General features: G+C 48.9%; 19 protein-coding genes. 15 read left to right on the top strand and 4 right to left on the bottom strand.

Going from position 1 to position 14,546, the window contains the following annotated elements; genetic code table 11:
- Nucleotides 1-790: 790 nt before the first annotated feature.
- Both smbP and METMI_RS0102225 read left to right on the top strand, forming a co-directional pair.
- Nucleotides 791-1,129 (top strand): small metal-binding protein SmbP, encoded by a 339-nt coding sequence (smbP, locus tag METMI_RS0102230; protein WP_019864571.1) that lies wholly within the window; start codon nt 791-793, stop codon nt 1,127-1,129.
- A gap of 250 nt (nt 1,130-1,379) precedes the next feature.
- Complete coding sequence (locus METMI_RS0102225; protein WP_029151435.1) at nt 1,380-2,450, top strand: phosphotransferase; 1,071 nt, start codon at nt 1,380-1,382, stop codon at nt 2,448-2,450.
- Between the two features lie 43 nt (nt 2,451-2,493).
- On the opposite strand, the gene METMI_RS0102220 is transcribed toward METMI_RS0102225, so the two are convergent.
- Genes METMI_RS0102220 through METMI_RS0102210 form a run of 3 tightly spaced genes read right to left on the bottom strand, consistent with a single transcriptional unit; the run spans nt 2,494 to nt 4,560 of the window.
- The gene (locus METMI_RS0102220; RefSeq protein ID WP_019864569.1) at nt 2,494-2,772 is read right to left on the bottom strand and encodes an RnfH family protein; all 279 of its coding nucleotides are present in this window, start codon (nt 2,770-2,772) and stop codon (nt 2,494-2,496) included.
- Nucleotides 2,765-3,196 (bottom strand): type II toxin-antitoxin system RatA family toxin, encoded by a 432-nt coding sequence (locus tag METMI_RS0102215; protein WP_019864568.1) that lies wholly within the window; start codon nt 3,194-3,196, stop codon nt 2,765-2,767. The genes METMI_RS0102220 and METMI_RS0102215 overlap by 8 nt, the downstream gene beginning before the upstream one ends.
- A gap of 2 nt (nt 3,197-3,198) precedes the next feature.
- Nucleotides 3,199-4,560, bottom strand: coding sequence for a sodium-dependent transporter (locus METMI_RS0102210; RefSeq protein WP_019864567.1), 1,362 nt, complete (start codon nt 4,558-4,560; stop codon nt 3,199-3,201).
- Between the two features lie 232 nt (nt 4,561-4,792).
- Here METMI_RS0102210 and smpB point away from each other — a divergent pair, with 232 nt between their 5' ends.
- From smpB to METMI_RS0102195, 3 genes are read left to right on the top strand one after another with little or no spacing between them, the layout of a single operon-like run.
- Complete coding sequence (smpB, locus tag METMI_RS0102205) at nt 4,793-5,278, top strand: SsrA-binding protein SmpB (RefSeq protein WP_019864566.1); 486 nt, start codon at nt 4,793-4,795, stop codon at nt 5,276-5,278.
- 1 nt (nt 5,279) lies between these two features.
- Nucleotides 5,280-5,837: an isochorismatase family protein gene (locus METMI_RS0102200; RefSeq protein WP_019864565.1), complete on the top strand. Its 558-nt coding sequence runs from the start codon at nt 5,280-5,282 to the stop codon at nt 5,835-5,837.
- A gap of 17 nt (nt 5,838-5,854) precedes the next feature.
- A complete protein-coding gene (locus METMI_RS0102195; protein WP_019864564.1) occupies nt 5,855-6,208 on the top strand; it encodes a HopJ type III effector protein in 354 nt (117 codons plus the stop codon).
- 114 nt (nt 6,209-6,322) lie between these two features.
- On the opposite strand, the gene METMI_RS0102190 is transcribed toward METMI_RS0102195, so the two are convergent.
- Complete coding sequence (locus tag METMI_RS0102190; protein WP_019864563.1) at nt 6,323-6,532, bottom strand: hypothetical protein; 210 nt, start codon at nt 6,530-6,532, stop codon at nt 6,323-6,325.
- A 488-nt stretch (nt 6,533-7,020) separates the two neighbouring features.
- Between METMI_RS0102190 and METMI_RS0102180 the strand changes: the two genes are divergently transcribed.
- The 10 genes from METMI_RS0102180 to METMI_RS0102135 all read left to right on the top strand — a co-directional run bounded on the left by METMI_RS0102180 (nt 7,021) and on the right by METMI_RS0102135 (nt 14,445).
- On the top strand, nt 7,021-7,596 hold the full coding sequence (locus METMI_RS0102180) for a TerD family protein (protein ID WP_029151434.1): 576 nt from the start codon (nt 7,021-7,023) through the stop codon (nt 7,594-7,596).
- 69 nt (nt 7,597-7,665) lie between these two features.
- Complete coding sequence (locus METMI_RS0102175; protein WP_019864558.1) at nt 7,666-8,241, top strand: TerD family protein; 576 nt, start codon at nt 7,666-7,668, stop codon at nt 8,239-8,241.
- Between the two features lie 6 nt (nt 8,242-8,247).
- Nucleotides 8,248-8,859 carry a TerD family protein gene (locus METMI_RS0102170; RefSeq protein WP_232215166.1) on the top strand — a complete coding sequence of 204 codons (612 nt, stop codon included), beginning with the start codon at nt 8,248-8,250 and terminating at the stop codon, nt 8,857-8,859.
- A 6-nt stretch (nt 8,860-8,865) separates the two neighbouring features.
- Nucleotides 8,866-9,888 (top strand): ATP-grasp domain-containing protein, encoded by a 1,023-nt coding sequence (locus METMI_RS0102165; RefSeq protein ID WP_019864556.1) that lies wholly within the window; start codon nt 8,866-8,868, stop codon nt 9,886-9,888.
- 31 nt (nt 9,889-9,919) lie between these two features.
- Nucleotides 9,920-10,981, top strand: coding sequence for an AAA family ATPase (locus tag METMI_RS0102160; protein WP_019864555.1), 1,062 nt, complete (start codon nt 9,920-9,922; stop codon nt 10,979-10,981).
- 2 nt (nt 10,982-10,983) lie between these two features.
- Nucleotides 10,984-11,661: a DUF4276 family protein gene (locus tag METMI_RS0102155; RefSeq protein WP_019864554.1), complete on the top strand. Its 678-nt coding sequence runs from the start codon at nt 10,984-10,986 to the stop codon at nt 11,659-11,661.
- A gap of 140 nt (nt 11,662-11,801) precedes the next feature.
- On the top strand, nt 11,802-12,998 hold the full coding sequence (locus METMI_RS0102150) for a phosphoribosyltransferase domain-containing protein (RefSeq protein WP_019864553.1): 1,197 nt from the start codon (nt 11,802-11,804) through the stop codon (nt 12,996-12,998).
- Nucleotides 12,970-13,722: an HAD family hydrolase gene (locus tag METMI_RS0102145; protein ID WP_019864552.1), complete on the top strand. Its 753-nt coding sequence runs from the start codon at nt 12,970-12,972 to the stop codon at nt 13,720-13,722. The genes METMI_RS0102150 and METMI_RS0102145 overlap by 29 nt, the downstream gene beginning before the upstream one ends.
- Before the next feature lie 83 nt (nt 13,723-13,805).
- On the top strand, nt 13,806-14,048 hold the full coding sequence (locus METMI_RS22970; RefSeq protein ID WP_019864550.1) for an AbrB/MazE/SpoVT family DNA-binding domain-containing protein: 243 nt from the start codon (nt 13,806-13,808) through the stop codon (nt 14,046-14,048).
- Nucleotides 14,035-14,445, top strand: a complete 411-nt coding sequence (locus METMI_RS0102135) for a type II toxin-antitoxin system VapC family toxin (RefSeq protein ID WP_019864548.1) — start codon at nt 14,035-14,037, stop codon at nt 14,443-14,445. Before METMI_RS22970 ends, METMI_RS0102135 begins: the two co-directional genes overlap by 14 nt.
- Nucleotides 14,446-14,546: the final 101 nt, after the last annotated feature.

The raw sequence follows: 14,546 nt of genomic DNA, 5'->3' as shown, positions 1-14,546 counted from the left end.
GTGTTTTGATGTCCTCCACTAGAAGGCGCGTCAAGCAATATGGATGGTGTTTGCTGGACGGGGTGTGGTCGGTCTGGTTGCCTTACCGGGAAAATGGCTTGCCCGTTCCCATGATAGCCTGGCGTTTGATGGTGCCCTCCATTAGGAAGGCCTCCCCCAATAGGGTTGCCGCCATCATGGCTATGGCCTTGCCAATTATGCGGCTCTCCCCCGTTAGAGTTGCCCCATCCATGATGATCCCTGCCGTAATGCAGGCTATGGCCATGATCAGTGTACCCAAACGGATAGCTTGGCGGCCAATAGCTTGGGGACGGGTAATAAGGAGAGCTAGTCCAGGAATTGGAATAGCTGCTGCTTGGATAGTATTGGCTTGGATAGGAATAATCATAGGTGGCGCAATCGTATTCAGTGCAGGCGCAGCCGCTTAATAAACTAAAACCAAGACGGAGAAGTGTTTTTGTCAATGTATCCATGGCTTAAATCCAGTGAACAGGGTTGTGTTGGCTGCATAATAGGGACTACAAACTTAATCTTAAGTGAACGCTATAAAGCATTTCGGATTCCTTCCCTGGTGTAGTTGAATTTGGCCTTATCAATACCTAGCCCCATGCCTTGATTGGCCTTTAGGGTAAGGGGCTAGTGTAAGGGTTGGGTTGTTGTTTGGCCTGATTATCATATTGAAAATAAACGCCTTGATATTTACAATAATAATGTCGGGTCAGAAATGCTGGTGCCGGCAAACAATACAATAATGAGTCGTATCGACCACTTAACTCACGAGGAAAGAATAATGAAGAAAGTAGCATCTATTTGTGCAGGCTTGCTTTTGATTTTGAGCTCTGCTGTTATTGCAAAAGAACATTCGACCGAAGCTTTGGAACACGCTAAAGCAGCAGTGGAGCACGGTAAAATGGGCCATGCGCCTGTTTTGGTCGAGCACGCAAAATTGGCTTTGGAGCATACGCTAGCGGGCTCCCTAGTTGCCAAAGGGGCGTCAAAAAACCATTTGGACGCGGCATCCAAGTCGCTGCAAGATGCCATTGACCAAGGCGGTTTGGATCAAACCGAACCCGCCACAAAATCGGCGGAAGAAGCAGTCGGGCATATCCAAGCCAGCAAAGCCAAATAAAAGATAAGCGTTAGCGTCGGGAACAATAGGGGCGGGTTGACCGCCCCTATTTTTTTGCCCAAAGCTTTTAATAGGCCATTGCCATGCGCTTGGCTTAGAGGCCGGTCACAGCCCTTCTTGCCACAGGAAAATTGACAAGAAGGGCGTTGCGGCGATAGTTTGGTTTTATGGGGCGGCATATCCAGTGCCATAATTTCTGTGTAAGTTTATATCCCCTAATTTTTACATTTAAATTTTAATGTCTGAACACATGCCGCAAAACATTGTTGTTAGTCGACCTGAAGGGTTGACGGTTGCGTGGGCCCAACGTATTGTCGGGCAACACGAGAAGGGGACGGTTGTGACGCAAGTTGAAATTGTTTCGGTTGATGTGGGTACGACTACGCGCATCCGCTTGGCATTAGACTACAAAGGTGCCAGCGCCTTGCCGCGCCGTTGGTTTGTCAAACTGCCTTCTTTGGCTTGGCGGGCACGGTTTATTACCGCGTTGCCACAATTATTGGCGACTGAAATCCGTTTTTATCAGGAGCTTGCCGACTCGGTGCCTATCGCCCTGCCTGTTTGCCTGGCCGCGCAGAGCCACTGGGGGTTGGGTTCAATCCTAGTGCTTGCGGACGTCGAGGAGAATGGTAGTTTGGCGGGTGATGCGGACGATATTTTGTCAATAGGGCAGGCGGAGCTGGTGATTGACGGGCTGGCGCGGTTTCATGCCCGTTTCTGGCGGCAAGATGCCAGCGCACGGCGGTATCGTTGGCTGGCCGGACGTGTGCGGCGGGTGGAAGACCATTTGGGGACGGTATTGGCCGTGCCATTAATGAAACAGGGGCTACGCAATGCCGGTGATTTTTTTCCGGCCAGATTGTACAAACGGGCGTTGCATTATGCCCGTAACCGCCGCCGTGCCATGCGGTTTTTGACAGCGGCGCCACAAACATTGGTGCACCATGACTGCCATCCTGGAAATTTATTCTGGCAACACGGCCAGGCGGGTTTGTTGGATTGGCAAATGGCCCGTATAGGCGAGGGTGTCAGCGACGTCGCGTATTTTTTAGCGACCGCATTGGAACCAGAACAACGGCGGCGGCACGAAACCGGATTGTTGCGGCGGTATGCCGGGCAGCTTGCGCAGCAGGGTGTCACCGAAATTGATGGCGGGCAGCTTGCAGAGCGGTACCGCGCGCATCTGGTGTACGCTTTTGAAGCTATGGTGGTGACGCTGGCGGTGGGGGATATGATGGCGACGGAAAGCAATTTGGAATTGATTCGCCGTACAGCCATGGCGGTTGATGATTTGGATGCCTTTTCGGCGTTGCCAATATGAACAGATACCTGCCGTACAGCGCTTAAGCTACAATGGAAGGCCGCTATTTTGCGGCGCGTATCCGTCTGGCTTCTTTGGGGTTATGGATAAGCGGGCGGTAGATTTCTATCCTGTCCCCCGCTTTTAAGGGGTGCGCCATGGTGGTGGCTCGCCCAAAAATGCCGACATCCAATAGCTTGTTGGCCAACTCAGGGAAGCGGGATTGTATGCCCGATGCGCGGATGGCGTCCGCAACAGTGGCCGGCGCGGGCAATTCCAAGGCGATTAACGTTTGCCGCCCGGGTGTCGCATAGGCGACTTCGATGGCAAGCAATTCAGACATACACTTGTTTGGCGCGGCTGGTGAAGGAGCTGACCATGGTATTGCAAATCTGGTTGAACACCGCCCCAAATGCCAAGCTAGCCAGTTTGCTGGACATTTCAAATTCCAGGTCCAACGAGATTTTGCTGGCATCCTCACGTAAGGGCATGAAATTCCAAACACCTTCAAGATAAGAAAACGGCCCGTCCAACAGGGAAACAGTTATTTTGCCGCCTTTGTCCATTTGGTTGCGGGTGGAAAAGGATTTTTTAAATCCCCCCTTGGAAATAGACAATTCGGCTTCGACAACATCATCGGCGCGTTTGATGATGCGGCTGCCGCTGCACCAAGGCAAAAACTGAGGATAAGCTTCAATGTCATTAACCAGATCAAACATTTGTTGGGCGGAATATTTGACCAACGCGCTTTTTTGTACAATCGTCATCCTTAAAGAACTCCTACAACATCTAAAAACACCAGAAAAACGGCGGCGGGGGCGAGATATTTGATCAGCAATTGCCATATCTGATAGGTCAATGGGTTTGGTAAATCCAGTTCCTGCTCGCTGTGGCCACGCACCATGATCCAGCCAGCAAACATGGCGATGGCGAAACCACCTATCGGAAGCATTAGGTTGGCAGTGACATAATCCAGCAATTCAAACAAGGTCTGCCCAAAAATCTTAAAGCCCGACCAGCTATTGAAGGAGAAGATGCTCGCAAAACCGATCAGCCAAGTCACCGATCCGGCATAAAGGCTGGCTTTCTCGCGGTTGAAACCACGGGTCTCAATTAGCCAGGCCACCGCAGGTTCTATTAATGCAACCGATGACGACAACGCGGCAAGCACGAGCATGACGAAAAATAAAATGCCGAACAACCAGCCACCTATCATGGAACCAAAGGCGATCGGCAGGGTTTCAAAAATCAATCCGGGGCCGGAATCAGGTTGTAGGCCGTTGCTGAACACAATAGGGAAAATGATGATGCCGGACAACAACGCCACCACGGTGTCGGCAATCGAAACGACGACCACGGTTTCCGTAATGGATATTTTTTTCGGCAGATACGCGCCGTAAACCATCACCGCACCCATGCCTATGCCTAGGCTAAAAAAGGCTTGGCCCATGGCGGTGAGTATGGAATTGCCCGTGAGTTTGCTGAAATCAGGGGTGAACAAAAAGTGCAGGCCTTGAAAATAGCTGGGTGTGGTCATGGCATAACCGACCAATAAAATCAGCAGCACAAACAAACTGGGCATCAGCCAGCGTAACGCTTTTTCCAAACCATTGTTGACACCTTGTTTGACTATCCACATGGTCGCCAGCATAAATGCCGTGTGCCAGAAAGCCAGTTGTACAGGGCTGGCGATAAAGTCAGCGAACAATTGTTTGACGGCGGCGGCATCGGCATCAAAAAAACTGCCTGTGAAGGCTTTCAAGACATAAGCCGAAGCCCAGCCCGCAATCACGCTATAGTAAGACAGGATTAAAATCCCCGCGATAATGCCCATCCAGCCTAGATAATGCCAGTGTTCGTCGGCTTTGGCTTCGGCGGTCAAGGATTCCATCGTCGTGACCGGATTATGCCGGCCACGGCGGCCCATTAGGGTTTCCGACATCATAATGGGTATGCCAATCAGCGCGACACACAGCAAATACACGAGGACAAAGGCCCCCCCGCCGTTTTCGCCCGTGATGTACGGGAATTTCCAAATATTACCCAAGCCCACTGCCGATCCGGTCGCTGCCATAATAAAAGCGGAATGGGACGACCATTCGCCCTGGGGTGATTTTTTCGTGTCTGTCATATAGGTGGCCTCAAAAACACACTTTAATTATTATTATCGAATTATTAATTAGGTTATTAATTGTTTCATGAGTGCTTGCCCAAGCCGTTTTAGTGAAAAAAACAATTTTTGCTGCAAGCACTTATGAAACAATTAATATTATCGCGTAAAATAACAAAATTATGCCATTGCGTCAGTTTTAAATTCGCAGTGGTTTTGTTATTACCTTTCCCGATAACGTAGTCCCCTCCCTATGGCTGACAAAAATTCTAAAAAAGCTAAATCCCAACAAAATTCGACGATTGCCGTTAACCGTCAAGCTACCCATGAATATTTCATTGAAGAGCGGTTTGAGGCGGGGTTGGTCTTGCAAGGATGGGAAGTGAAAAGCCTTAGGGCAGGGAAAGTGCAATTGAAGGAAAGCTATGTGGCGATAAAACGTGGTGAAGCTTGGCTGTCAGGTGCGCATATTTCGGCTTTGTTATCCGCTTCCACGCATATCAACCCCGAAGCCGTGCGCCAAAAAAAATTGTTGTTGAACCGGCATGAACTGAACAAGTTGATCGGTGCTGTGGAACGTAAGGGCTACACATTGATCCCGCTATCCATGTACTGGAAAAATGGGCGGGCCAAACTAGAAATCGGTTTGGCTAAAGGCAAGCAGTTGCATGATAAACGCGCGGCTTCGAAAGACCGCGATTGGCAGCGCGAAAAGGCGCGGATTATGAAAAAAGGTTAATATGGGCAACCCCGTGTTGTTGTCGGCGGCGGACAGCGTGTTGGTTATCGTCGATGTGCAAACTAAATTGACTGCTGTGATGGCGGAAGCCACATCCATGTGCACCCGTGCAGTGGTATTGCTGGAAGCTGCGCAGCGTCTGGCAATTCCGGTTTTGGTCACTGAGCAATTTCCACAGGGATTAGGGCGTACCGAACGGGTGATCTTGGCAAAGCTGCCGGAATTTACGCCAATTTTTGATAAAACGGCCTTTTCTTGCTGCGCAGCCCGCGGGTTTTCTGAAGCATTGCAAGCATCGGGCCGTAAACAGATTGTCCTGGTAGGTGTGGAGGCGCATATCTGTGTTCTGCAAACGGCACTGGAACTGTTGTCTGTTGGCTATCAGGTGCAAGTTGTTGAGGATGCGGTGTGTTCACGCAATCCGAACCATAAGCTTTACGCACTTAAACGTTTGTCCCAACAAGGTGTGATCGTCACCAATTATGAGTCAGTGCTGTTTGAGTGGTTGCGTGATGCCGCCCATCTTGAATTTAAGGCCCTTTCCCGATTGCTCCGTTAATCTCTTAATATTGAATTATGCCCTTAACTTTATTCCTTGAAAAATTATCCCAAAATATTCCAGTCAGTTTTGCTGACACTATTGCGGTTATCGCCGGACATTACCATTATCAGCCAACAACCTTCAGCAATGGCTTAGGTGAAGATAGGTTAGTAAACCCGGCAGGGACGAATGAAGGTTCCTGTAAAATTTTTGCGTTCGCGCTTATTCATCAGCTTGATGAGCGGGCCACGTTAAATTTATTTGGGGATTATTATCGGGTGGATGTGCTAAATGACCCTGAAGGCACGGGCCACCAAAATATCAGGAATTTTATGAAATATGGTTGGGAAGGGGTCAATTTTGAAACTAATGCGCTATCGGCGCGATAAGCTTGAAATTTTTTGTTTTGATGCGGGGTAGTATGGGCCGAATACTGGGGAAATATCGTATCCCGAAAAAACAAACCCCCTCCGATGAGATGATCATACGGAGGGGGTTTGGTCTTATTTACCTGCTATTTGTGCAGCAGTTGAGTTGTTGCTAGTGTGTCTTTTTTCTATTTTAGAAAAAGTTTCAGTTTGAAGGGCCGCAACAGCACCGCTTTGCAAATGTTTAGTTTCGTCTTTTTTCAGTAATACAACCAACAGAACGATAGCAGCGATACATCCGCCAACAATGAACCACAATGAATTGTCTTCTTGTACTTCAGCCATTTTAAAATCCTCTTCTATAGTTATTAATATTTTTGTTATTTCCCTTTCCTCAAGGGAGCAACTCAGAATATATGAGTCGGTTGTCGAAAATACTCTTAAACAACGGGGTAATTTTTATCATGATAACTGTGCTGTGTCAAAGCTATAAATGAAAAATTACACGATAATTAACTTAGGCCTGGAAATGTCATGTGCTTGCATCATTCAACAAATTGAAAATAAAAAAGAAATAATTTTAATGGTGACGGCGGCGGCCAATATGGCCGGAATTAATTTAAAAAATATCTAACAAAAGCAGTTGGAGCTGCACGGACACTCGTCTATGAAAACAGCTTATTAAGGGTTATGATAAGAACCAAGCAGTTATGGCTTGGTTGCAGGCGTTTCCTTCGATGGCCAATTTATGGGGTGCCTTGCTTTTAGTGATTAAGCCCTTATTTTCATTATTAATAATTTCATTGCATACATCAGGAACGGGGATTGGTTTTATGAGCATTTCTTTAAGGAAAGGTGGCAATATCAGTTTGTCCAAGACTGATCCTAGCCTAAAAAACGTGATTGTGGGTTTGGGCTGGGATGCCAGGCCGACAGATGGCGCCGATTTCGATCTTGATGCGAGTGCTTTTATGGTTAAGGCGGATGGCAAAGTCCGTTCAGATAGTGATTTTATCTTCTATAACCAAACCAAATCGGCCTGTGGCTCCGTTGAACATACCGGTGATAACCGTACCGGTGCTGGTGATGGCGATGATGAATCGATTGTTGTTTTGCTGGATAAAGTGCCTGTTGACATCCAGCGCGTGGTTTTTACCGTTACCATTCATGAAGCGGAGCAACGCAAACAAAATTTTGGGCAGGTGACCCATGCGTTCGTCCGTATTGTCAATAAAGATACTGGCGTTGAAGTTACCCGCTTTGATTTAAGTGAAGATGCCTCCATCGAAACGGCGATGATTTTCGGTGAAATATACCGGCATAATGGCGAATGGAAGTTTAAGGCGGTGGGCCAGGGCTATGCGGGCGGGTTAGCCGCCCTAGCACGCCAATACGGTATCAACGTTTAATATCCTGAACACCGTTAATATTAACGGCAGTTATTTTTACAACAACCAAAAAACCGAGGAGACAATAACATGGCAATATCACTGACTAAAGGCGGCAACGTCAACTTAAGCAAAGAAGCCCCTGGCTTGAACAAAATCATCGTCGGCTTGGGTTGGGATGCCCGCGCGACTGACGGTGCGGCATTTGACTTGGACGCCAGCGCATTTTTGGTGAAAATGGACGGTAAAGTCCGCTCCGACAGCGATTTTTGCTTTTTTAACAATAAAGTCGTCGCAGACGGTGCCGTCCAACACATGGGCGACAACACCACCGGAGTAGGCGAAGGTGACGATGAAGTCGTTAAGGTTGAATTAGGCAAAATTCCGGCGGATCTGGATAAAGTTGTTTTCACCGTGACCATTTACGATGCCGAAACAAGAAAACAAAATTTTGGCCAAGTCAGCCATGCGTATATCCGTATCGTCAACGAAGACGGCGGCCAGGAAATCGCCCGCTACGATTTAAGCGAGGACGCTTCGGTCGAGACCGCGATGATCTTCGGCGAGATTTACCGTATCGGTGCGGAATGGAAGTTCAAGGCCGTAGGCCAAGGTTTCGCGGGTGGCTTAGGGCCATTGGCGGCCTCGTTTGGCGTTAATGTTTAAGGAACTATGATGGCTATCAATTTACAAAAAGGCCAAAAAATATCGTTGGCCAAAGAATCCGGCGGCAGCTTAAGCAAAGTCATTATGGGCTTGGGCTGGGATGCGAAAAAAAGCGAGAAAAAAGGCGGTATGCTGGGCGGGCTGTTCGGTGGCGGCGGTAGTAGTGTTGGCGACTCCATCGACTTGGACGCGTCTTGCGTGCTGTTCGATGACAACAACAAATCCGTAGATGTCGTTTATTTCGGACATCTGAAAAGCAAAGACGGCAGCATCACCCACACGGGGGACAACCGCACAGGCGCAGGTGACGGCGATGACGAGCAGATTATCGTCGACCTCGACAAAGTCCCTGCCAACGTCAAATCCCTGGTGTTCACCGTCAATTCCTTCACTGGGCAAACCTTTGATTCCGTCGAAAATGCTTACTGCCGCATGGTGGACAGCAGCAGCAAAGCTGAGATCGCCCGTTACACGCTCAGCTCACAAGGCCCGCACACCGCACAAATCATGGCTAAAGTCTACCGCCACAACGGCGAGTGGAAAATGCACGCCATCGGCGAAAACGGCACTGGCCGCACCATTGAAAACTTGCTGCCACAAATCATCCCCCATCTTTAAAAACTAATGCGCATTTGGTTCAATAAAACTTTTTCCACCATCAGCGCAGTCTTTAATAACCTTCACCTGGCCGGACGGCCAGGTGAAGTCACCATTATCTGCACCCATACCCACCCCACCGCCTCCGCTTTTTTGGCGGCAGACGAAAATTACCTGGAGCCTAGCTCATTAACGGGGCAAGATTATCTGGCTTGGTGCTTGGACTTTTGCCAAAGCCACCGGATCGGTTTGTTTTGGCCGGGCAAAGAGGCCGCGCTGATCAGTTTGCACCATGGCCAATTCAACGCCATCGGCACACAAGTCCTGTCGGTCGCCGACCACGAAACACTGGCTCTGCTCGATAATAAAGCCGAATTTTACGCCGCGCTAAATCCCGAAATCGCCCGGACGATGGACTTTATTGCCGTTGATAATCTGGACGCCTTTGACCGTGCCGTCATGGAATTATCCACACGCCATGACAGTTTGTGCGTCAAACCTTCAGTGTCCGTGTTTGGCCTGGGTTTCCGCATCCTTGACACCCAGCGCGACAGCATCACCCATTTAGCCAAAGGTGTGGAATACCAAATCCCGCTATCCGAATTGCGTTTGGGCATGTTCAACACCCGTCATTTTGAAACGATGTTGGTGATGGAGCACTTGGGCGGGCATGAATGGAGTGTCGATTGCGCCGGACGGCAGGGCGAACTGCTATGCGCCGTGCAACGCAAAAAATCCCTGCTAAAAGGCCACGGCCAAGCAATCGACAATAACGCTGACATCCAAGGCATGGTCGAGCGCCTGACCGGACATTACCGCCTGAACGGCTTGTTCAACATCCAATTTAAGGAAGGCAAGCACGGGCCAAGGTTGCTGGAAATCAACCCGCGCCCGTCGGGCGGTTTTGGCATGGCGTGTCTGGCTGGCGTGAATTTGGCTAAAATGGCTTTACAGGCGATCAAGGGAGGGAAGGTGGTTGTGCCTAGCATTGATTATGGCTTGCGGGTTACGGAAGTTAATTTGCCTGTGGTTTTGCAGGATGTGGATTGAATTTATCAAATATAATCAGTAGTAAACTGTAATGTCCAAAGTTAAATACATATCGGTCAGTGGTTATAAGTCAATACGAGAATTGTTGAAATTTCCATTGAAAAACTTGAATGTTCTGATAGGAGCGAACGGCGCCGGTAAAAGTAATTTTATTAGTGTATTCAGGTTACTCGCTGAAATGGCGGAACAAAATCTGCAAATGTATGTGTCGCTACAAGGTGGCTCTGATGCAATATTACATTTTGGCAGAGGTACTTCTGACAAGTTAAAAATATACTTTGAATTTACAAAGCTAATTAGTGCTAGCTATTATGAGTGCATACTCGTCCCATCTGAAGATAACAAATTAATTTTTGATCTTGAAAGTCGCGTTTTTGGCTCTAAAAGTGAATATCGTGTTAAGACGGGTGACTATGAGGCGGCTCTTCTCCAAACATCTGATAGTCGATATATTCCTAGTTGGCGTATCTACCACTTCCACGACACCAGCGATAAAGCCAAAGTCAAACAACGCCACGCCACTAACGATAACCTGCTGTTAAAACCCGATGCCGCCAATTTGGCCGCCTATTTGCGGATGCTGTTCAAAGACCATAACGACCATTACCAACGCATCGTCAGCACTATCCGCTTGGTCGCACCGTTTTTCGGTAATTTTGTCCAGCGTCCAGGCGAGCCGGAATATATCGAATTGGAATGGACGCAAAAAGGCCAACCGGACACGCCATTTAAAGCCCACGTTCTTTCAGATGGCACATTACGTTTCATCTGTTTGGCGACTTTGCTACTGCAACCCTTGGAATTATTGCCTGTCACGATTCTGATTGATGAGCCGGAACTGGGTTTACACCCTTACGCAATCTCAGTCTTAGCAGACATTTTCAAACAAGTTGCCGAAGACAAACAATTGATTGTCTCCACGCAGTCGGTCGAATTGGTCAATCACTTGTCACCAGAAGACATTATTGTCGTCGATCAAGAAGATGGCGCGTCCGTGTTCAAACGATTCACCTCAGAAGAGCTGTCCGGCTGGTTGGAAGACTATGCAATGGGCGAGTTATGGAAAAGTAATGTCTTGGGCGGGCGGCCTTAATCATGCTGACTGTGATTGTCTTTGCTGAAGGCGAAAGCGAAGAGCAATTTATTAAAAAAATCGTCGCGCCGACGCTTCATCATTTACAGGTTTACCTGAAACCACAACAATTAAAAACGTCAAAAGATGCTAAAGGCGGCGCAGTCAATTTCGAACGGCTGAAAATTAATGCCAGAAATACCTTGCGCCAATATCCCGAAGCGGTGTTGACGACATTTTTGGATTTGTACGGATTAGCTAGCGATTTTCCGCAATTTTGTGAGTCGAAAAACGCAAGCAATGTACATGAACGGATACAAAATCTGGAATCGGCGTTGACAGATGCGATAATCAGCCATGTCGGCTGCCGAACGGAACGCTTCATTCCGCATATCCAACCGTATGAATTGGAAGGGTTGTTTTTTTCTGATGTTGAAGCCTTAATCCGTGCAGAACCTGATTGGAAAAAATATCTCCCTAATTTACAAAAAGTACGCAGTGGCTTCCCATCGCCTGAACACATCAACGATGGCTATGACACAAAGCCCTCAAAACGTTTGGAAACTATCTTAAAACCCGCTTACAAAAAAACACGCCACACGCCGCTGATTGCCGAACAAGTCACACTGGCTAAAATGGAACGGGAATGCCCACATTTTAAAAACTGGCTGGATCGGTTGCGTGGTCTGGCGGGGAGTTAAGTTGTCCATCAGTATAGAAAAGCCCTTAATCATGCTCGGAAATTAGCTGATTTTGGAGCCCAAAAACATATTTTTGGACTCTGGTATTGGGTAAATCTGCACGAATCGTTTTTAACATCCCACCTTTTGCCATACCCAACATGCCCCAAAAACACACCATCCCCCTAGCTACCGGCACACTCCACCTCCACCTAATTCCGGGCAAAATCCCTCTCCACCGTTTATTGGGCTTCGCCGCCCGCGTCAGCAGCAAGCGCAAGTTTTTGCTGGTCAGCAAGGTGCTGGGCAAGCATTATCCCGTGTCACCTAAAATGATGGCGTGGTCTTACCGGGCATTGGCACGGCTGGTGTTACAGCAAACCATTGCCGCCCCGTCGTTGTGGATAGGTATGGCGGAAACGGCGACGGGCTTGGGTTATGGCGTGTTTGCCGCCGCCCATCAGGAAGGCGTGCAAGATGCGCTGTTTATGCAAACCACGCGCTATGTCCTGCAAGGCCACGACTATCTGGCGTTTGAAGAGGCGCATAGCCACGCCACGGACTTTTTTTTGTATTATCCTGAGCAAGCGGCACATCGCCATACCTTCAAAACCGCGCGGACTTTAGTGCTGGTTGATGACGAAATTAGCACGGGCAAAACCTTCTTGCGTTTGATCAAGGCCTATCAGGCCGTCAATCCGCAGTTGGAAAAAGTGGTTATCGTCAGTTTGGTCAACTTCGCCCATGCGGCTGACCGCCGTTTTTTAGAAACCGAATCCGGTGTAGCCGTTGAATGGGTGTGTTTCCGCGAAGGTGAGTTAAGCTTTGACGATAGCCACAACGCCGCGCTGGACGACATCACCATTAACGTTTCCGGCAATGGGGCTTGCAAAAAACCTTTGTTGGCTTGGCCAGGACGATTGGGTATGTCCACCCCGATGCACTGGCAAGCGGGGACGCTGGAACGGCTGTTGCCGCTGTTAGGTGCTAGCGACGCTGACCCGCGCCCCGTGTTGGTGTTAGGCACGGGCGAATGCAACCCGCCCGCGATCATGCTAGGGCGGGATTTGGAACTGGCGGGTTATAAAGTCAAAGTGCAAAGCACCACCCGCTCGCCCATCCATCAAGGCAATGCCATCGCCGCCGTGTGCCAATTCACTGACAATTACGGCGATAATATCCCGAACTTTCTCTACAACCTGGATTTGTCCGCGTATCGGCAAGTCATTTTGTGCCATGAAACGCCGCTGAACTACGCGCTGCTAAGCCGTCTACACGCTTGGCGGGCGATCAGCGCACGTTTCCAACTTACCGGCCCGTCCACTCACGATGCAACGCTACATTTTTTTAGACCTTGACGACACCCTGTTCCAAACCCTGCGCAAATGCCCTGATGCCAGCGACCCGCGTTTGCAAGTGCGGGCGTGCTTGCCGGACGGCACGCCCAATTCCTACGCCACCGCCAAACAACAATGGTTATGGGATTGGTTCAACCAAGGCTTCCGCGTCGTCCCCGTCACCGCGCGGGATATGGACGCTTATCGGCGTGTCATCGGTTTGACGTTTCAGGAAGAGCAAATCATCAACCATGGCGGCGTGATTTTGGACAAACACGGCGGGATTGATCCGGTCTGGATGGAAAAAATGACTCAAGCATTGCTGCTGTATCAACCTGCTTTCAACCGGATATGGGCGGATATTGAAGCGTTTTGCGCCCAAGATGGCCGCTACAACGTCCGCCTGGCGCAAGACCTTGGCATCACCTGGTACGGCTACATCAAACACCAGGGCGGCACAGAAGCGGCGTTGGCGGGATTATTGGCTATGGTCAAAACCCATCCGGCGGTGCAAGATGGCGGCGTGTACTGGCACATCAACGGTAACAATCTCGCCGTATTGCCCAAAATCATCGCCAAAGAAAATGCCGTGGCGTATTTGCTGGCAAAATATCATCAGGATCATAGCGAAGTGCTGAGTTTCGGTGCGGGCGATAGCAAGACCGACGCGCCGTTTCTGGCTTTGTGCGATTATGCCTTGATTCCTAAAGGCACTCAGTTGCATCAGAAATTGGCAGGACAATAACCGCACTAACAGATAAGATTGGGCAAATACCTCAAATACGTTAAACTTAATACCAACGTATAACTTATGCCTATAAAAAACCCATGCAAACCCTAAACATCCTAAACAAAGGTCAAGTAGTGATTCCCGCAGAATTGCGCTTGCGCTATGGCATCAAACCCGGTAACCGCATAGAAATACGCGATGCAGGTGATCATTTAGAGTTATATCCTTTGCCGGACAACCCGATAGCCGCCTTCCGTGGTTCGCTAAAACTAAGTGGGTCGTTAGCTGATCAGCTAATTACCGAACATCAGCAAGAAGTTAAACAAGATGAAGGCCGTTAAACCTGTTTATGTGCTGGATGCTTGTGCCTTATTGCGCCTAGCGCAAGACGAACCCGGCGCCGAGCGGGTCGCGGATATTTTAGTTGCCGCACAAGCGGGCGAAGCGCGGGTTTTATTGCATCAAATCAACCTTGGCGAAGTGGTGTACCGTATCGCCAAGGGCTTTGGCTATGCAGTTGCCGAACGCAAACGCGCCGAAATCAAATTATTGCCCATTGAAACCGTAGCATTTTCCGACGATATTTTTTGGGCGGCGGTCAAACTAAAATCCCAGTATGCCATGTCCTACGCTGATTGCTTTGCGGCGGCTTTAGTCCGGCGCGAACAAGCGGTGTTGCTGAGTAGTGATCCTGAGTTTGGCGTGTTGGGTGATGCGCTGACTGTGCTTAAAGTTTAAGATTATTGTGTAGTCAGAAAATAGTGGATAAATAAGCTTTAGCGGATTAGCAATGGCGAGGCACGCCTTACGAGTTTTTGTGATACATCTATCACTTTTAA

It is taken from the genome of Methylovulum miyakonense HT12 (assembly GCF_000384075.1).
Lineage (GTDB): Bacteria > Pseudomonadota > Gammaproteobacteria > Methylococcales > Methylomonadaceae > Methylovulum > Methylovulum miyakonense.
The sequence above is the reverse complement of the archived record's forward strand: the minus strand, read 5'-3'. Positions and strand labels throughout refer to the sequence as shown.